At 55.1% G+C, this 17,613-nt stretch carries 16 protein-coding genes; 5 read left to right on the top strand and 11 right to left on the bottom strand.

Annotated features, from left to right (window positions below; genetic code table 11):
• Positions 1 to 3: 3 nt before the first annotated feature.
• Complete coding sequence (locus JK176_RS09825) at positions 4 to 1,248, top strand: MFS transporter (RefSeq protein WP_211587658.1); 1,245 nt, start codon at positions 4 to 6, stop codon at positions 1,246 to 1,248.
• Here JK176_RS09825 and JK176_RS09820 read toward each other — a convergent pair.
• From JK176_RS09820 to JK176_RS09785, 8 genes are read right to left on the bottom strand one after another with little or no spacing between them, the layout of a single operon-like run.
• On the bottom strand, positions 1,238 to 1,891 hold the full coding sequence (locus tag JK176_RS09820; RefSeq protein WP_211587657.1) for an aspartate/glutamate racemase family protein: 654 nt from the start codon (positions 1,889 to 1,891) through the stop codon (positions 1,238 to 1,240). The two genes, JK176_RS09825 and JK176_RS09820, sit on opposite strands and share 11 nt — an antisense overlap.
• A complete protein-coding gene (locus JK176_RS09815) occupies positions 1,881 to 2,717 on the bottom strand; it encodes an ABC transporter substrate-binding protein (RefSeq protein WP_211587656.1) in 837 nt (278 codons plus the stop codon). The genes JK176_RS09820 and JK176_RS09815 overlap by 11 nt, the downstream gene beginning before the upstream one ends.
• An 11-nt stretch (positions 2,718 to 2,728) precedes the next feature.
• Positions 2,729 to 4,186: an amidohydrolase family protein gene (locus JK176_RS09810; protein WP_249194411.1), complete on the bottom strand. Its 1,458-nt coding sequence runs from the start codon at positions 4,184 to 4,186 to the stop codon at positions 2,729 to 2,731.
• Positions 4,183 to 5,067 (bottom strand): polysaccharide deacetylase family protein, encoded by an 885-nt coding sequence (locus tag JK176_RS09805; RefSeq protein WP_211587655.1) that lies wholly within the window; start codon positions 5,065 to 5,067, stop codon positions 4,183 to 4,185. The genes JK176_RS09810 and JK176_RS09805 overlap by 4 nt, the downstream gene beginning before the upstream one ends.
• 24 nt (positions 5,068 to 5,091) lie before the next feature.
• Positions 5,092 to 5,874, bottom strand: coding sequence for an amino acid ABC transporter ATP-binding protein (locus JK176_RS09800; protein WP_211587654.1), 783 nt, complete (start codon positions 5,872 to 5,874; stop codon positions 5,092 to 5,094).
• Positions 5,871 to 6,707, bottom strand: a complete 837-nt coding sequence (locus tag JK176_RS09795; protein WP_211587653.1) for an amino acid ABC transporter permease — start codon at positions 6,705 to 6,707, stop codon at positions 5,871 to 5,873. The genes JK176_RS09800 and JK176_RS09795 overlap by 4 nt, the downstream gene beginning before the upstream one ends.
• Entirely contained in the window at positions 6,704 to 7,516 is an 813-nt protein-coding gene (locus JK176_RS09790; protein ID WP_211587652.1) for an ABC transporter substrate-binding protein, read from the bottom strand. Before JK176_RS09790 ends, JK176_RS09795 begins: the two co-directional genes overlap by 4 nt.
• The gene (locus JK176_RS09785; RefSeq protein WP_211587651.1) at positions 7,516 to 8,469 is read right to left on the bottom strand and encodes an N-carbamoyl-D-amino-acid hydrolase; all 954 of its coding nucleotides are present in this window, start codon (positions 8,467 to 8,469) and stop codon (positions 7,516 to 7,518) included. The genes JK176_RS09790 and JK176_RS09785 overlap by 1 nt, the downstream gene beginning before the upstream one ends.
• Positions 8,470 to 8,619: 150 nt before the next feature.
• Here JK176_RS09785 and JK176_RS09780 point away from each other — a divergent pair, with 150 nt between their 5' ends.
• Positions 8,620 to 9,513 carry a LysR family transcriptional regulator gene (locus JK176_RS09780; protein ID WP_211587650.1) on the top strand — a complete coding sequence of 298 codons (894 nt, stop codon included), beginning with the start codon at positions 8,620 to 8,622 and terminating at the stop codon, positions 9,511 to 9,513.
• 3 nt (positions 9,514 to 9,516) lie between these two features.
• Here the strand turns inward: JK176_RS09780 and JK176_RS09775 are convergent, their stop codons facing one another.
• Positions 9,517 to 10,833 (bottom strand): dihydroorotase, encoded by a 1,317-nt coding sequence (locus tag JK176_RS09775; RefSeq protein ID WP_211587649.1) that lies wholly within the window; start codon positions 10,831 to 10,833, stop codon positions 9,517 to 9,519.
• Between the two features lie 200 nt (positions 10,834 to 11,033).
• Between JK176_RS09775 and JK176_RS09770 the strand changes: the two genes are divergently transcribed.
• From JK176_RS09770 to JK176_RS09760, 3 genes are read left to right on the top strand one after another with little or no spacing between them, the layout of a single operon-like run.
• The gene (locus tag JK176_RS09770) at positions 11,034 to 11,909 is read left to right on the top strand and encodes a D-amino-acid transaminase (RefSeq protein ID WP_211587648.1); all 876 of its coding nucleotides are present in this window, start codon (positions 11,034 to 11,036) and stop codon (positions 11,907 to 11,909) included.
• A gap of 33 nt (positions 11,910 to 11,942) precedes the next feature.
• Positions 11,943 to 12,296, top strand: a complete 354-nt coding sequence (locus JK176_RS09765) for a RidA family protein (RefSeq protein ID WP_211587647.1) — start codon at positions 11,943 to 11,945, stop codon at positions 12,294 to 12,296.
• Positions 12,297 to 12,335: 39 nt separating this feature from the next.
• Positions 12,336 to 13,235, top strand: coding sequence for a delta(1)-pyrroline-2-carboxylate reductase family protein (locus JK176_RS09760; RefSeq protein WP_211587646.1), 900 nt, complete (start codon positions 12,336 to 12,338; stop codon positions 13,233 to 13,235).
• 250 nt (positions 13,236 to 13,485) lie between these two features.
• On the opposite strand, the gene JK176_RS09755 is transcribed toward JK176_RS09760, so the two are convergent.
• Both JK176_RS09755 and JK176_RS09750 read right to left on the bottom strand, forming a co-directional pair.
• Entirely contained in the window at positions 13,486 to 15,642 is a 2,157-nt protein-coding gene (locus JK176_RS09755; protein ID WP_211587645.1) for a hypothetical protein, read from the bottom strand.
• A gap of 660 nt (positions 15,643 to 16,302) precedes the next feature.
• Positions 16,303 to 17,316, bottom strand: a complete 1,014-nt coding sequence (locus JK176_RS09750; RefSeq protein ID WP_211587644.1) for a glycosyltransferase family 2 protein — start codon at positions 17,314 to 17,316, stop codon at positions 16,303 to 16,305.
• Positions 17,317 to 17,613 lie beyond the last annotated feature (297 nt).

Below are 17,613 nucleotides of genomic sequence, written 5' to 3'. Positions count from 1 at the left end.
ACGATGCACATTTCAGATGCTCCCCTGCCCGTCCGGCATGGCATGGTGCAGGCAGGGCGGCACTGGAATAATCCCTGGCTCGTTCTTGGACTGGTGCTGCTCCCGGCAACATTTCTGATGGCCATCGACAAACAGGCGATGGTCGTCATGGCGCCCCGCATCCAGAGCAGTCTCGGTTGCAGTCTGGGGCAGATCAGCAACATCATTTCCGCTTACTCCTTCACCTATGCCCTGTGTCAGCTTCCGGCCGGGTGGGTATGCGGCAGGCTGGGATCAGCCCGGACTTATGCACTGGCGTGCCTGTTCTGGTCCTTCATTCTGCTCGCCACGTCATTTGCAAGCACGATCTGGGAGTTGGTGCTGTGCCGCGCCCTTCTCGGCATGGGTCAGGCGCCGGACTGGACCGCCGCACTCATGACCGTACAGCAACGTTTTCGCACCACTCATCGCTCTTCTGTCATTGCGCTTCTTCTGGCAGCGCTGTCTTTGGGGGCAGTCGTCGGCGCACCGCTTTCGGTTTTTCTCATGACGTCGTTGTCATGGCAGCTATGTTTTGCGATCTACGGAATAACCGGGGTCCTGCTCTTCGGCATCCTTCTGGCCTATGCCCTGAAAGCAGAAGACCCTTCCATACAACAACAGCTGGCAGCTCCGGTGGAGCCGTTCGCTCTGTCCCGCCTGTATACAATCGGGGGGGCCTATTTCTGCCTGATGGGGGTCGAAGGATTCTTTCTGGCACTGTTTCCCCTCTATCTGCGGAATATGTTCCATCTGAACATGAGCCATGTCGGGTGGTATGTTTCCGCCTCATACCTCGTCATCCTGCTCTCAAAGCTTCTGGGGGGCTTTGCCTCGGACCTGCTGCTCCGCGCGGGCCTTTCGCAATGGAGCGCCCGTGTCCCGCTCGGAATTGCTGGTCTTGGCGGGGGAACCGCCTTTCTTGCTGTAGCCCTGATGACATCACGCAGCGCCGCTATGCTTCCGCTCGCACTTGTGGCCGCAGCCTTTCTGGGGCTGGGTCAGATTTCGATCTGGGCCTGCGTGCAAGAATTTGGAGGATCATCCACGGCGCGGCTGTCGTCGTGGACGCAGTTCTTGGGAAACCTGTCCGTTGCCGTGGTGCCGCTCGCCATGTCCTGGAGTGTTACGATCCTGGGAAACTGGAGGATGGCTGACGGATTTCTGATCTTTCTGGGACTGGCAGGAATTGGGGCTCTGGCCTGTGTCCGAGCGCCCATCAGGGCCTGAGGGTGAGGTCTCCGATCAGGAGAGCAACGGCGGCGCGGGTGGGTTCGATCACGGGACGCTGGCAGATATCTTCCAGATGCGGCTGGAAATGCGCCATGCCTGCACAGCCCATCAGGATCGTGTCCGCGCCCTGATCGACGAGACGTTTTGCCGCATCAACCATCCTGTCGAGCAGCGCATGATCCGTGGCTCCGGCGGCTGTGGTGCCAATACCGAGACTGCCGACATAGCGCTCGCTCACGCCCATCCCGCGCACCAGACGACGCTGACGGAAGACCGATTTTTCGGACAGTGCGATAATGCCGAAGCGGTCTGCGCGGGTCAGGGCATGCAGGATCGCGCTTTCCCCGATTCCACGGACCGGAGCGCCCGGCGTGTTTTCACGCGCACCCGTAACGCCCGGGTCGCTGAAACAGGCAACAGCGTAAGCCTCGGCCGGATTGGCGCGGATGGCACGCTGGACCATGGGTGCCACTTCGTCCGCATCGCTCTGCAATGCAACACCGGGCGGGGCGTCGGGAAGATCGATCACATCGATCCGAAAAGGCGTCCGACTGCGCATCGGGGCAAGCGCCGCATCAATCGCACGCGTCACCTGAGACGAGGAATTGGGATTGATGACGAGAATACGGTCAGGGAGCATGATCGGTACACGCCTTGAGAATGGGTTGTGTGGGAAGGGCCGCACTTTCGGGCAGGTGCCATTTATGGATCAGGGCAAGATAGGTGCCGTCCTGCTGCAGGGCTGAAAACGCTTTTGAGACGCGGCAGGTGAAGTCGGCGTCTCCTTTGGGTAGCCCGATCCCCAACGGGGACAGATGGAACGGCTCGCCTAGCGCCTGAAGCGTGTGGCCGCTGATTTCAACCGTCCAGGGAAGTGTCAGGCTGTCCTGCAGGGCCGCGACCACGCGGCCTTCGCGGAGTTGAAGCCGCGCATCCGCCGAATTTTCGGTCGCGAACAGGAGGACAGGCGGACGTTTTTTGGCCACGCAGTTGCGGTCGCTCCAGGCCAGAAGCTCGGCCGGGACGGAGGTCACGCGGCTGGCGGCCACCCGGCGGCCGCAGAGTTCGGGAAGGCTGGAGGGGGCGTGAGCATCGCCGGAGAGCGTTACGAACTGGAAACCCGATTGCAGGTAATCAACGAAAGACACGCTCTCCCGCCTTAAGGGCGTATCCACCATGCCATTGAAAAACATCCTGATCCGGCCCGTTAGAAGGGACGGAATGAGCTGCGCGAAGCCCGTCTCGACCATCCGGGGTGTCATGCCCATCCGCTGGCTCAGGGCCGTTGCGAGATCGACATCGAAGCCTTCGAGGTCGCCCGTTGTGGTGTCGCGCATATCGAGCGGTGGATAGCTGGGATACAGCCCCAGCGGGAGATCAGGGGCCTCGGCTCTTGCGGAACCGAGACCCAGCAGCGCGGTGACCGCGAAGACGCGCCGCAGAAAGCGCGCCACAGACGGGGACATCGCACAGCGCATCAGCGACGGGTCGGGAAGGTCGGCGGCACGAGCGTGTCCACCGAACGGCCCAGTCGGTCACGCTGGGCGACAGAGCCCACGATCCGCGCCTGCTCCTCGACCAGACGAGAGGTCGCGCCTTCATAATCCATGGTGAGCACCCTCCCCTTCTCCACGACCTTGCGGCCCGCCACATAGACGGAGTGGATGGCGCGGTCGTCAGCGGAGAAAATGAGCGAGCGTACCGGGTCGATCGAGGGGCGCATCATCGGATGCGACAGATCGACCAGCACCAGATCGGCCGGGCCGCCGGTTTTCAGGCGGCCGATATCATCCCGTCCGAGCAGCGAGGCGCCGACGCAGGTCGCGGCATCGAACACGTCGCGCGTGGAGACGGCTTCGGGGCTCTGTTCCTGTATGCGACCCAGATAGGCCGTCAGACGCAGATCGTCGAGCATGGTGTGCGGATAGGTGTCGGTGCCCAGTCCAATGCGGATTCCGGCGCGTTTGTAGCGTCCGAAATCCTTCAGGACGTAACCGCGACGGGCGAAAACCGTGGCGCAATGGGCGACGGCGGCCTCCCGGCTGGCGAGGATGTCGAGGTCGCGTTTCGTGTGCCAGGGCGTGGAGGGATGATCGTCCAGAAAGATCGCATGGCCGACAATGCTGCGGCGGGAGAGCACGCCCAGACTGTCGAGCCACTGGACGGGCGTCATGCCGTGACGGCGGGTGATTTCCTGAAACTCGACGATCGACTGCGCCGCATGGGTCTGCCACGGCAGGTCGCGCTTTTCTGCGACGGCGAACGAGGCTTTCAGGATTTCTGGCGAGCAGGTGTCGATCTGGGCCGGAACGATCATGCCCGACAGACGGCCCGATGCGTGGGCCTCGGCTGCGTCCACGGTTTCCAAAGCCTCGTCCATCGAACGCTGGCCGCCGTCCTCGCTCCAGCTGTAATCGACGGTATAGCCGTTCGTGGTTTTCCATGCCGCCGAACGGAACATCGGCCCCAGACAGACCCGCAGCCCGCTTTCCGTCGCCGCATCGAGCCATCCGGCCCATGGGGTGGAGAGATCCACGACCGTGGTGACGCCCGAGAGCAGCATTTCGCTATAGGCTACGCGTGCGCAGTCCGGCTTGCTGGCGGCATCGGCACGGAAGACCGGCATGTATTCGTACAGGGACGAATAGAACAGGCCGGGCGAGCCGAGTTCGTCGAACATGCCCCGGCTCATGGGTTCCGTCGCCGGGTGGGAATGGACATCTACCAGACCGGGCATGGCCATGAGATCGCGCCCGTCCACATCGACCGGCAATGCAGCATACATGTCCGGCAGTTCCGATGCGGGGCCAGCGAAAACGATCCTACCGCCTTCGATCACAAGGTCGGTGTCGGGCGCATAGACATGCCCCGCACTACGCTCGTCCCACAGGACGGCCTGTCGCAGTCCGGAAATGCGGATCGGACGGGCGGTCATGGTGCGGTCGACCCGGCCGCTTCGCACGCCTCGAAATGGCGGGCGATCTGCTCTCCGGTGGCGATCCAAACGTCACGACATTCGATCGTGTAGAGCAGGAAATTGCGCAGCAAACGTAGGCGCATCGGACGGCCGCTGACCAGCGGGTGCAGGACGGTGCCGACCATGGCACCCCAGGCGCGTGTTTCGTCCAGTTCGTCCTTCCACATGGACAGCACGTGTTCCTTCGGGAAGATCGAGCGCGCACCAAAGCGGGTGCTGAGACCGTGCATCCAGTCATCGAAACAGGAGGACGGCGGGAGTTCGACGACGCCCGGCGAAAGATCCGGCAGGACCTGACGGTAGGGGCGCACATCGTCGCGCCACGAACTGGAATAGAGCATGCCTTCGCGCTTGAGCGCCGTGCGCAGCTCGTCGCAGCTTTCGCCATAGGGCGCCCTGTAGCCCACAGGGCGGACACCATGCTTGGCCAGCGCCTCGAAACCGCGTGCCAGTTCGTCCTCGATATGCGCCGATCCGGGATCGGGCAGCAGGTGATGATAGCCGTGATGGCCGACTTCATGGCCGTCGCGCAGGACGCTTTCCACCATCGACGGATAGGCATCCGCTGCCCAGCCGGTCGTGAAGAACGTGGCCTTGAGGTCCAGTTCGCGCAGCAGTTCGAGGACCTTGGGCAGTCCGACGCGGGCTTCATAACCGCCATAGGACATCGAAACGAGTTTGTCCGCGTGGGACGGGTCCTTGCTGGTGATGGCGCTTTCGGCGTCGATGTCGAAAGACAGCATCATCGCGGCCCGCATCCCGTGCGGCCATGGGAATTCCGGCGCTGGACCCGCGAGATTCGAGGGGCGGATCGGAACATCATCGTAGCTGCGAATCATGGGAGTATCTCCGCTTGGAAAGTATCAGGCTGTTGATTTCTGGCCGAGAACGGCGGCGAGGAATGCGCGTGTGCGGTCTTCGCGTGGGGTTCCGAAGAAGTCGGCGGTCGGGGCGTCTTCCAGAATGACGCCGCCATCCATGAACAGGATGCGATCGGCGACCTCCCGGGCGAAGGAGAGTTCATGGGTGACGACCAACATCGTCACACCGCTGGCAGCGACGCTTTTCATGACGGCCAGAACGTCGCCCACGGATTCCGGATCGAGCGCGCTGGTTGGTTCGTCAAACAGCATGACGGCAGGCTTCAGCGCCAGTGCGCGGGCGATCGCAACACGCTGTTGCTGGCCGCCGGACAACTGCGCGGGGTAATGATCCGCGCGATGCTCCAGCCCGACGCTGCGCAGAAGTTCCAGCGCTTCGGACCGAACTTCCGCAGTCGCGCGCTTCTGCACGCGGACCGGCCCTTCCATGACGTTTTCAAGCGCCGTCATATGCGGGAACAGATTGAAGCGCTGGAAAACCATACCGGCCAGACGCCGCTGACGGGCAATGTCATGCGCGCTTCGGGGGACCAGTCGTCCGTTGCGTTCCCGGAGGCCGAGCAGTTCGCCGTTCATGACGATCAGTCCGTCTTCCGCTGTTTCAAGCTGGGCGATGCAGCGCAGCATCGTCGTCTTGCCCGACCCGGAACCGCCGAGAACGCACACGACCTGTCCCGGCGGAATATCGAGCGACACACCTTTCAGAACAGGGTTCGTGCCAAACGATTTGTGCAGGTTCCTGATCCAGATCGCAGGTTCGGTCATGAGGATTTTCCTCGCGAAAAGCGGCGTTCCAGCAGGTGTTGCAACGGCGAGAGGACGGTCACGGCCGTGAGGTACCAGAAACCTGCGACGATCAGCAGTTCGATCACCCGCGTGTTGGCGTAATAGATCGTCTCCGCATTGTGCAGGACTTCGGGATACTGGATGAGGCTGGCGAGTGAGGTCAGCTTGATCATGTTGATGAATTCGTTGCCAAGCGGCGGGATGACTGTCCGGAAAGCCTGCGGGAAGATGATGCGGCGCATGGCCATCAGGCGCGTCATACCGATGGCGGAGGCGGCTTCATACTGTCCGCGATCCACGCTCTGGAAACCGGCGCGGAAGATTTCGGCAATATAGGCGGCCTGATTGAACCCCAGCCCGAACAGGGCCGAGAGGAACGGCGTCATGAGATCGACCGTCCGGTACGAGCCGATGCCCGGCAGAGTGACATGCGGGAAGATCAGCGCGAGGTTGAACCAGATCAGCAGTTGCAGGATGACCGGCACGCCCCGGAACAGCCAGACATATAGTCCCGAGACGATGCGGGGCAGCCACGCTGTGGACAGCCGCCCCAACGCGAGGACAATCCCCACCACCATCCCCAGCGCCATGGCGCATATCGCCATCAGCAGCGTGGCGCCAACACCGCGCAGGATGGACGGCACGAACAGGAACTGACCGACATAGCGCCATTCGATCTGCCCGACGGCGAACGCATGAATGATCCAGGCGCAGAGGGCGAGCAGCACGACGCCCGAGGCGATCTGCGTCCATGCGATACGCCCTCCGCGCGGCAGGGCAAGAAGCCGGGAAGCCTCTGTCGTTCTGGTCATGGTGTTGATCCGTCTGAGTCTGTAGCGGGGAGAGCGGCATCTTCTAGGGACCAGCGCTGGAGAAGGCGCGCATAGGTTCCGTCTGCTCTGAGATCGGCGAAAGCGTGCGCGACCTGCGCTTTAAGTTCGGCGTGTCCCTTGGGAAAGGCCATCGACAGCAGCATGTTCGACAGAGGATTTCCAAGTCTGCGAAAGGCGTGATGGGTGATGTCGATGAAATATCCGACCGTCTCGCCCCCCTGCACCATAGCCGCGACACGGCCCTGAAGGAGCTGTATCCGGGCGTCGGCACCGCTTTCCGACGGGTAGAACACCATGGCCGGACGCCCTGTCGCCTCACAGTGATCGTGGCTCCACTGCCGGATCATGGACGGAAAGGACGTGGCGCGGCTGGCGGCGACCTTTCGGCCGCACAGCATCTCCGGGCTCCGAACGTCGCCCTGTGACAGGACGAGGACCTGTGCGCCCGATTTGAGATAGTCCAGAAAATCTAGAAAGGCGCGCCGTTCGGGGCGATCGGAAAACCCGCTGAGGATCATGTCAGTCCGACCGCTTTGAACCGAGGGGATCATCTGGGGAAACGCCGTTTCGACCCATTCGGCCTTCACACCCATGCGGGCCGCGAGGGCATTTCCGAAATCGATGTCGAAACCGGTCAGGCGGTCCGTGACCGGATCGCGGAATTCAAGGGGCGGATAAATCGGATTGACCGCAATCCGGAGCACTCCGGAAGACGCCTGTGCGTCCCCCACATGCCTCCAGAGGAGACAGGCCGTCAGAGACAGGAGTGTCCGGAATGCCGACGTCATCAGCCGATTTCGTCCTCCGGGTAGACGACACCCGTCTGGCTTGTGATGCGGGTATACCATTGTGGCCGCCGATGTGCCTCGAAGTTGAACATCTTGGTCTTGCCCTGCTGGCAGAGATCAAGATCACAGTCCGCGACAATCACTTCGTCGGCAAGGGTCGTGGTCTGGGTCACGATCTGGCCGTTCGGATCAACGATGCAGCTTCCACCGATCAGGCAGGACCCGTCTTCGTCGCCTGCCTTGGCCACAGCCACGGCCCAGCAGGCATTCATGTACGCATTTGCCTGCGCAACGAGCTGCGCATGGAAGGTGCGCAGATCAGCGCTTTCAGTATCCCCGCCATTCGGATCATAGGCGGCGGAATTATAGCCGACGCAAAGCAGTTCCATCCCTTGCAGAGCGAGCGTGCGCCAGGCTTCCGGCCAGCGGCGGTCATTACAGATCAGCATGCCGATAAGGGCATCGGACCATTCCGCTCCAGCCCGATAAACCGGAAAACCGAGGTCACCATATTCGAAATATCGTTTTTCAAGCTGCTGGAATTTCGCGCCAGCCCGGGGTTCGACCGAACCCGGCAGATGGACCTTGCGATACTTGCCAAGGATCGTGCCATCACAGGCAACAATAATACTGGTATTGAAACGTTCCCCTTCCGGAGTCAGTTCCGCATAACCAACATAAAAGCCGATACCGAGCTCTTTCGCCCGATCGAACAGAGGCTGGACATCAGGATTAGGCATGGAACGTTCATATTCCTTCAGAAGCTCCGCTCCTTCGAGCAGCCACCGCGGGAAGAATGTCGTAAACGCGAGTTCGGGATAGACAACGAGTGTGGCGCCTTTTGAGGCGGCCTCTTCCAGCAGGGCGATCATGCGCTGGACCGTTTGGTCTCGCGTATCGGCTTTCTGTGTCGGCCCCATTTGGGCTGCGGCAATCCGAATGATCCGTCCCATAGTCATTTTCCCTCGTCCGGGTCTCATTTATGGCACGATGGCGAACTTTTCCGCGCATCTGCCGGTCACAAATTCATTGCCATTTTGTTTCGGTTCGCTCAATAATCCGGCTAATCAGATATCCCTCTCTCATATTCAAAAAACTTATAGATGAACCTGCGCCAGATCGAGATTCTCCGGGCAATCATTCGCCATAATACGACCGTTGCAGCTGCGCGCGTTCTCGGGTTGTCGCAGCCTGCGATCAGCAATGCGATCCGGACGATGGAGGATCAGGTCGGGTTTGCCCTGTTCCAGAAGGTCAACAACCGGATTTACCCCACACCTGAAGCCACGATCATCGTGGATGACGCGGAGGCAATCTTCGATCTGCATGAACGGCTCGAAGGCCGGATTCAGGATCTTCGGGACAGTCGCGCGGGGCAGCTCCGGCTCGTGGCCACGCCGCCGATCGGCTACGGCATGCTCGCAACGGCGATCCAGCGCACGCAGTCCCTTCGGCCAAAAATCCGGACGTATTTCGATGTCCGGCGCTATGAAGGCGTCGTCAACAGTGTGGAAAGCCACAAGGCCGAACTCGGATTTGCGCTTGGCTTCAGCGGCAAGCCAGGACTGGCGTCGGAAGTGCTGTATCGCGGAGAAATGGTCTGTGTCATGCCGCCGGGCCACCCACTCACCGAAAAGCGGCAGATCCGGCCGTGGGATCTACGGGACTATCACTTCATCGCGCTTGAATCCGGCACCAAGCTCGGGGAAGCCACGCGCGCGGCCTTCGATCAGGAAGACGAGGGTTTCACCTTCTCTGCCGAAGTCCGCTACGCCAACACAGCCTGTACGCTTGCGGAAGCCAATGCGGGGGTCGCAATCGTGGACCCGCTGACGGCCTCATCAGGGCGCTTCAAGCTCGTCAGCCGCCCCTTTGCACCGGCCATTCCTGTCGCCGCGTATGCGATATGGTCCGAGAACCGTTCGCTTTCGCGGCTTGGACGCTTTTTTCTGGAGCGCGTCCGCGAGGTTGTGACCGATCTTCCCAAAGAGCCCTGAGCGTCAGGAAAAGGACACGACCGCACCGCGGGGCGATCCGATGATTTCGTCCTCGCGCATGACCGCCTGACCGCGAATGACCGTCATGACAGGCCAGCCGGTGCAGGACATCCCTGCAAACGGTGTCCAGCCACAGGGAGATGTGATCCAGCTCTCCTCAATCGTCCGGCGATGCGCGAGATCGACGATCGTGAAGTCCGCGTCATAGCCCGGAGCAATATGCCCCTTCCCGACCGCCCCATAAACACGCGCGGGGCCGGCCGACATCAGCGACACCATCCGCTCAAGCGGCAGACGGCCGGCATTTACGTGGTCCAGCATGATCGGAACGAGTGTCTGCACGCCCGTGAGACCCGCAGAAGTCAGCGGCCAGGGACGTTCCTTGGCTTCACGGGAATGGGGGGCGTGATCGGAGCCGATGCAGTCCACATCACCTGCATTGACCGCCGCCCAGGATGCATCGTAGTGGCGCTGGTCACGGATGGGCGGGTTCATGATCGCATAACCCCCAAGGCGATCATAAACATCTGGGCCAACCTGCGTGAGGTGATTGACCAGAACCTCGACCGTTCCGATATCCTTGAAATCGCGCATATAGGCGAGTTCTTCCGCAGTGGAGACATGCAGGATATGCGTCTTGCGCCCCGTTTTCCGCGCCAGCGACATCAGGCGGCGGGTGCCAAGAAACGCACATTCGACATCCCGCCATTCCATGTGCATGCGATAGGGCTGGCCGACGGAAAAGAGTTTTTTGCGTTCCTGAAGACGCGTTTCGTCCTCCGAGTGATAGCAGACGCGGCGGGTTCCGTTCCGCATCAGGGCTTCGAGGCTGGCATCGTCTTCCACAAGAAGATCGCCCGTCGACGACCCGGCGAAAACCTTGATCGCGCAGACATTGTACTGAACTTCGAGCGTATCCAGTGTCTCGATATTCTTCTTTGTAGCACCAACATAAAGCCCGATATCGCACCAGCTTTTGCCCGGGATCATGGCGCGCTTGCGATCCAGAACTTCTTTGGAAACGACCGATTCCGACGTATTGGGCATATCGAACACGGTTGTCACGCCCCCGAGAAGGGCACCTTTCGTGCCATCATGGATGGTTTCGACACTGGCGTCTCCCGGCTCGCGCAGATGGACATGGGGGTCAATGACACCCGGCAATACGTGCAGACCGGTACAATCGATGACTTCGGTTGCCTCTGCCCGGCCGAAATCTCCGATGGCGACGATCCTGCCATTTCGACAGCCGATATCGGCACGTTCCTGCGATGAAGTAACGACAGTCCCGTTTTTCAGAATGAGATCAAAATGCTCCATAAGGATCGCCTGCCTGTTCTACGAGTGATATCGGGTCGAAAAATACTCCATGGCATGCGCTGGTGCGTCCAGTGTCTGCTCTATCGGCAGTTGCCGGGCAGTATCACACCGCTGAATAGCAGGTCCGGATATCCGATATGCCAGTGCAGGAAACTTCTTTTATACAGGACCTCAACAGACCGGCTTGCAATGGAGGGATCGTGTCGACTGTCGACAACCGTATCGGGTTCGTACGGGGGGAATTCGTTCCTCTTCGGGATGCCGTCATTCCTGTCATGGATCGCGGGTTTCTTTTCGGTGATGGCGTCTATGAAGTGACGGCTGTCATCGAGGGGCGTCTTGTGGATAACGACCACCATCTCCAGCGTCTGGAGCGTTCTTTGGCAGAGATCGGAATTGCCAATCCGTTCAGCATTGAAGCATGGACCGGGATTGAAACCGAACTGATGCGGCGCAATGAACTGCGCAACGGGCTGATCTATATTCAGGTCAGTCGCGGCGTAGCGGAGCGAGCTTTCCAATATGCCGAGGGCCTTGAACCGACCGTTGTGATGTTTCCACAATTCTCACGGGTTCAGTCCAATCCGGTCATCGAAACCGGTGGGCGGATCATTACCGTGCCCGATCTGCGCTGGGCGCGACGGGACATCAAGTCCACATCGCTTCTGGCGCAGGTCATGGCCAAGCACGCCGTGAAGCAGGCTGGGGTCAACGAAGCATGGATGCTGGATGGCGACGAGATCACCGAAGGCGCTTCCTCGACCGCATTCATCGTCAGTGCGAGCAACGAACTGATTACGCGCAATCTTTCCCAGGATATCCTGCCGGGCATTACGCGCCGGACAATCATTGAAATTGCCAAACGTCATGGTCTGACAATCGCGGAGCGACCGTTTTCAAAGGCGGACGTTCTGGGCGCGACGGAAGTCTTTTACACAAGTGCCTCGACGATCGCCGTTCCCGTTATCGAAATGGATGGCGTGAGCGTTGGCGGTGGGATTCCCGGACCAGTCTTTCGCAGTCTCTATGACGCCTATTTGCAGGACATCATGACGCTACCAGCAATCATTTTCTAAAACCCTTTTCCCCGAATATAAGGATTATCAGCAATGTCGATCACACGTCTGGATCCTCACGAGCGCCTCAGCGGCGCCGTTATCTGCAATGGCATGATCCATTTCGCGGGTCAGGTGACGACGGACGAAACCCTGGACACGGAAGGGCAGACTGCCAACGTCCTCCATCAGATTGATAGTCTTCTGGCACAGGCCGGCAGCCGGAAAAGCGACATCGTCTCCGTACAGATCTTCCTGACGGATATTTCCGAGATTGGCGCTATGAACAGGGCATGGGACGCATGGCTCGATCAGGGTGCCAAGCCTGCCCGTGCCACGGTAGAGGCACGTCTGGCGGACCCGGCCTGGAAAGTTGAAATGACACTGGTCGCACGCCTCGAATCCTGAAAGAGAATTCTGATTTCCTGACACCGTTCCGGAGCTTCCATGCGCATTCTTTCAGCCGATGAAACACGACAGGCTCTCCCCTTTCAACCGCTGATCACAGCGCTCAGGACAGCCATCACAGAATACGGGGACGGGACAATCATCTGCCCGGAACGCCTCGTCGTTCCAACAGCCGATCAACGCGGAACCGTGCTGTCGATGGTAGCCTGTGGCCCTGATCTAATCGCCCACAAGCTGTTGACTATTTTCCCGGAGAATACAGATCTGCCAACCCTTCAGGGGCAGGTAACGTGCTTGGATGCCAAGGACGGACATTTTCTGTTCGCCCTGGATGGCATTAGCGCGACTGAACGACGTACAGCCGCAATTTCAATGCTCGGCCTGTCCTGTTTTCGTCCAAAACGCCTCGAAGACATTTTACTTATCGGAACCGGGGCACAGGCACGGGTTCATCTTGAAGCGCTGAATGAATTTTACCCGGGCCTTTCAGTCTCAATACGGGGAAGAAACGCGCAGCGCATCATGTCGTTGATAGAAGGCCCCTATCCCGCCCTTCGAATTCAGGCCGAACGCGACACTGAAAATCAGTATGATGCTGTCATTTCCGTCACCAGCAGCCAGAAAATCCTGTTCGATCGGCAGGCTTCGCCGGAGACACTGGTTATCGGTGTGGGCGCGTATCGACCGGACATGATCGAGATTGGCCCTAATGTTGTCCTGAACAGTCTCTGCGTCGTCGATGATCCTGTTGGAGCACCCCATGAAGCAGGGGATATTATTCAGGCTGAAAAAAAATGGTCAGACGTTGTTCCTCTTGCCGAGAGTCTGCGGGGAAAGGCGCCGCTAAACCAGCCAATCTTCTTCAAAAGCGTCGGTTGTGCCGCATGGGATCTCGCAGCCTGTCGGCTTGCCTTGCAGTTCCTGCCGAAGTTCGCATAACGGATTTTTTGCCTGTCATACTCTAACGGTTTTCGACGTCCTCCTTTTTGATCCACCAACACGAAGCAGTATCTGATGGATCAAAAAGCTCTTCATCATCGGCCGTGGGCAAATAAAAACAAACGACAGAGGGTTGCCGATAGATTGACCACCCTTCCACCGCCTGATCAAAACGTATTCACTACTCTTCATTAAGAGAAGTTTGGAACCATACGAAAGCTCATCTAAATAGAATTTTTGTCAATAACGCCTAGTGTGCCGCAACAGCGCCATCATCACTGCGCCAAGTATTTTTATTATCCATGAAAATCCATCGACCACTCCCACCACCGGCCGCTTGGTCAACATTAAGGCAATCATTGCACCAAACACGATCACTTACCTCATGTGAGGAATTTTTAATATCGTCTAAGGACTGATTAGTGCCCGTCCGTATTAGCGATACACCTTCAATATACGGAACCTGAAGAACGGTACCAAAATACGTATTAACACCCTTAATATTTCCCCCGCCCGAAACCTGGGTTCCAACGTTCCAATTTCCTGAATCGTCGGGAGCCAGGGTTGCGCCAATGCCATTATTTCCAGAAGAACTGGCCCCCATCAACGGACTATTGTTGGCGAGACGGAATGCCCCTGCGCTCCAGACATCTCCATTACCACGCACACACAAGCCGGGCGCATTGGAGTCTCCACTAGCTGTATTATTACCAATCAGGCAAACGCCTCCAAGATTGGCACTATTGAAGTTAAATGAAAGCATACCCATATTTGTGCCAGTATTTGCACTGCTATCCCATTGCTTCCCATCGATTACCAGACCCAAATTAACTTGGTAATCTGACCATATTGGAGACGTAGCAGCATCATTCTGTGTTACCCAAGAACGGGTTACGAGCACATTTGTGCCGATCGATGTGGGTGTTCTCGTTTCGAAAGAAGTATGGGAATTATTTTTTCCAAGAGACGGCGCTTCAGACCCTGGAATGTAGAAATTATATCCTTTGTACTCGTTGGCCCACCCGGAAACTGTATTTTTGATGCCGTTAGGCAGATTATTTCCGTTAATTTCCAACCCTACGCTATCATAAGTAGGATGATAACACACTCCAGAACTCGGCGCAGCGGAGCCTTCACAGTCAAAAGCTATAACGATACCACGCATCGTCGCTTCATTAGACTTATCGCCGTTGTAGTGAAGATCCAGTTCGTCGCCGTTAAGGTAGTCTATAAGACTATCAGGATTAGCAACAGGATCAAAAGTCATGTAAAGATTTCTGCCGCCAGTCTGTGTCGGGGATCCGATCATAGCAACCGCTTGGCCAAAATTATTCCGTACAGTGTCATAATTCGATGTTGGAATATCATTGGTTTTCCAAGGATGGCCGGTATTATTACCATTCATGATTCCCCAGCCATTGACTGTAATCGATTTTCCATCAGGAGAAACTGACGAAACAGTCGAAACAAAATAATTATGATTATTTATAGAACTACCGACAGAAGGATTTTGTAAACCGCTATCTGTAGTTGTGTTGCTTTGTTGTGAAACATCATTTGAAATGGAATTGGTGGTTATGTACATATTGGGGTGAATTCGGGCAATCTGCTGAGTATCTAGCGGCGATCCCGATGGTAAAAAGATATGCGTCGCGTCATAGGTTACACCCTTTACCACGATTACAGGCTCGTCATTTCCCGTTTGATCATAATGAACGACCGTATCGAAAGATGGATCATTCGCAATGTTTGATGCACTTGTGAGGTTTGTAGATAAACCTGCGCGAGTATCAAATACGCTTTTATTAGTAGTAACCGTACACGTCAGGCAACCAAGGTCCATAAACCCATCAGGACGCCCACGCAGAACAATAGATGAGCCCGTACCAAGATTGTCTGTTGCAACAGACGATGTACTCGCTCCAGCTCGTTGAGATCCCAGCCAAAGTGCGTGAGGAGGAACGTAAGGATCAGAATTTTGTCCCGGCAAAGCGTAAGAAGATTGTCTGCCACCAATTGAAAGAATTGGGGTATTTACTCCCGTGCTTGTAAGGTTTGCGACCGTACTATTCACAATAGGAGAGTATATTGGAGAATTTATATTCCCGGAACTATCAACCCCATCAGATCCACAAGCTATTGGATGAGAATCTTCATCTAGACCACAAATTTGCTGAGTAATTAATACCTCTTTCCATTTTCCATTATTGTCTTTATAATTCTCCACAACAGGCACATTGGATGAATCCAATTTTGCTTCCATGGTTATGGGACGTATTTTCCCATTGGAATCTTTATAATTTTCAATAATATTATCACTTGTAGCAGCATTGGCTTTTGTTACCCCCAAAGGGACACTCGATAAAAATATAATTATGAAAGCGTGCTTAAATATGCGATTGCTCACAATAAATATCCAATTTTGTTTTTTGATTTTATAGCTTGCGCTCGGCTGGTTTGTACTTATACATAAACACCAGCATATCAAACATAGCATATATGGCGAATTTTCTCAATAGCTAAGCGTTTCTTTTCCCACAATTGGAAATGAGTCATGCCGTCGAAATGTCGATATTTCTAGCGTTCGCTATATTGAGTATCTTGCGCCCAAACCAGTATCGAGAATGGTGTAAAATCATTGAGATAACGGTTAAAATGGCGCACCCGTACCCGCAAAAATTTCGTTGATTTATTTACGGAAACCACTTCAGAATCAATAAAGCGGTTGGAGATAGCAGTCACTCTTGGCAACTGATTGGTGGATGGAGTGTCTGCGCGCACTCTTTCCCGAGAATCATGGCCACTCTCAGCTTGATGACGACTAAGTGTTGGACGATACTATTTTTTGAACCGTAATAGTCAGCGCGGGTGTAACTAGACAATACACAACTACAGGAAGCAACGTCGAGAATTCATAAAATACAACAAGAGAGAAATATCAACGACGCAACCGGTCGGAATTATGTTCGGGGGTATAAAGGACTGACGACGGCAGCAACCAGCTACGACAGATGCTCAGCCCTCTATTCCCCAGTCCACTCTCATGCTTTGGTTATGAAGCGCAAGCCTACGACATGCGTCTTAAAGTCGATATAAATGGCGGGGTAATTTCTTTTCTTGTTCCAAATTTAAACCCTGATGAAATAAAAAGTTTCCTGCAAGAAAGCTTTATAAAATAAACCGCCCACCTTACATACGTTCCAATCTGGATTTTCATTAAATTTAGTACAGATTTTTTATAAAATCCATTTTTTATTAAATCAATTGAATGCTTCAAAAGATAAGATTGAGATTTTGCATTTATAGTAAATTGAATTTTTCTATCAATTACTATATTTTTCAATACACAAAATTCCATTATTTTTTTTGGTATTTTCATCAACTGTAGTGCGGGCAGATTTATCTTTGAGAGAGATCCATCTCTAACTGTATAAAAATAAAGCGCATCTGGAATAACCATGAATTTTGCTCCAGCTACAACCATACATGAATAAAACAGAGAGTCTTCGCCAATGCTCAATTCTTTATCGTAAAAAATATTCTCTTTTAAGATAAATTCCTTACGGAAAACGGGCTTCATATAACATAAAGGCATAGTTTTCTGTAAACCTGGCCAATCCATAGACATATAACGAAATATGTTTATGTCTTTATTGTATTTCATCCATTCTGGAGAAAATGCATTCTCTCGCGAATTTTCGGTTAAAACAACAAGCTGATCCGCAAGCATATCAAGATTATTTTTTTCCATATGCTCGATCATTATTGATAGTCTGTCCTCTCTCCAAAAATCATCTGAATCGAGTATTGCTATATATTTTGCTTTAGATTTTCTGATTCCGAAATTTCTTGACTCTGAAACCCCGAGATTTTTATCGTTCTCAAAATATGTGATACGCTCATCAAGCTCACAAAGCTTTAATGATTTTTCTCTAGTTTTATCACGGGATGCATCGTTAACAATAATTATCTCAAAATTACTCATCGTCTGCTTCAGAACAGAATGAACAGCATGCTCGATAAAATCTTCAGCATTATATGCTGGGATAATGACTGAAACAACACAATCGATTTTGCCCACAAAACACCTAAATATGCTAAATCCATGCACTAGGATACTATAATATACAATTTAAATAGAAAATCCACTTTTGATAAAAATGTGAACGGTATCATGACACTCGGCTTCAGATACTCTGGAAGAGAAAGATATAGAATTCTACCTGTCGGGACGGAGATTTTGCGGGAAGCCTGTCAGGTACAATAGGCCGATATACAAACACCACACTCGCATTGAGAGTCATATGAGAAACTCAAGAGACGTCGCGCCTTAGCGCATTGTCCAATGTTGTCTTAATCAGAGGACATCAACTTTTTG

It is taken from the genome of Gluconobacter sp. Dm-73 (genome assembly GCF_018256215.1).
Taxonomy (GTDB): Bacteria; Pseudomonadota; Alphaproteobacteria; order Acetobacterales; family Acetobacteraceae; genus Gluconobacter; species Gluconobacter cadivus.
This window is presented reverse-complemented; position numbering and strand designations above follow the sequence as displayed.

Coding starts and splice junctions, on each gene's coding strand:
- JK176_RS09825 (WP_211587658.1), top strand. CDS start 4: ATGCACATTTCAGATGCTCCCCTGCCCGTCCGGCATGGCATGGTGCAG.
- JK176_RS09820 (WP_211587657.1), bottom strand. CDS start 1,891: ATGCTCCCTGACCGTATTCTCGTCATCAATCCCAATTCCTCGTCTCAG.
- JK176_RS09815 (WP_211587656.1), bottom strand. CDS start 2,717: ATGTCCCCGTCTGTGGCGCGCTTTCTGCGGCGCGTCTTCGCGGTCACC.
- JK176_RS09810 (WP_249194411.1), bottom strand. CDS start 4,186: ATGACCGCCCGTCCGATCCGCATTTCCGGACTGCGACAGGCCGTCCTG.
- JK176_RS09805 (WP_211587655.1), bottom strand. CDS start 5,067: ATGATTCGCAGCTACGATGATGTTCCGATCCGCCCCTCGAATCTCGCG.
- JK176_RS09800 (WP_211587654.1), bottom strand. CDS start 5,874: ATGACCGAACCTGCGATCTGGATCAGGAACCTGCACAAATCGTTTGGC.
- JK176_RS09795 (WP_211587653.1), bottom strand. CDS start 6,707: ATGACCAGAACGACAGAGGCTTCCCGGCTTCTTGCCCTGCCGCGCGGA.
- JK176_RS09790 (WP_211587652.1), bottom strand. CDS start 7,516: ATGACGTCGGCATTCCGGACACTCCTGTCTCTGACGGCCTGTCTCCTC.
- JK176_RS09785 (WP_211587651.1), bottom strand. CDS start 8,469: ATGGGACGGATCATTCGGATTGCCGCAGCCCAAATGGGGCCGACACAG.
- JK176_RS09780 (WP_211587650.1), top strand. CDS start 8,620: ATGAACCTGCGCCAGATCGAGATTCTCCGGGCAATCATTCGCCATAAT.
- JK176_RS09775 (WP_211587649.1), bottom strand. CDS start 10,833: ATGGAGCATTTTGATCTCATTCTGAAAAACGGGACTGTCGTTACTTCA.
- JK176_RS09765 (WP_211587647.1), top strand. CDS start 11,943: ATGTCGATCACACGTCTGGATCCTCACGAGCGCCTCAGCGGCGCCGTT.
- JK176_RS09760 (WP_211587646.1), top strand. CDS start 12,336: ATGCGCATTCTTTCAGCCGATGAAACACGACAGGCTCTCCCCTTTCAA.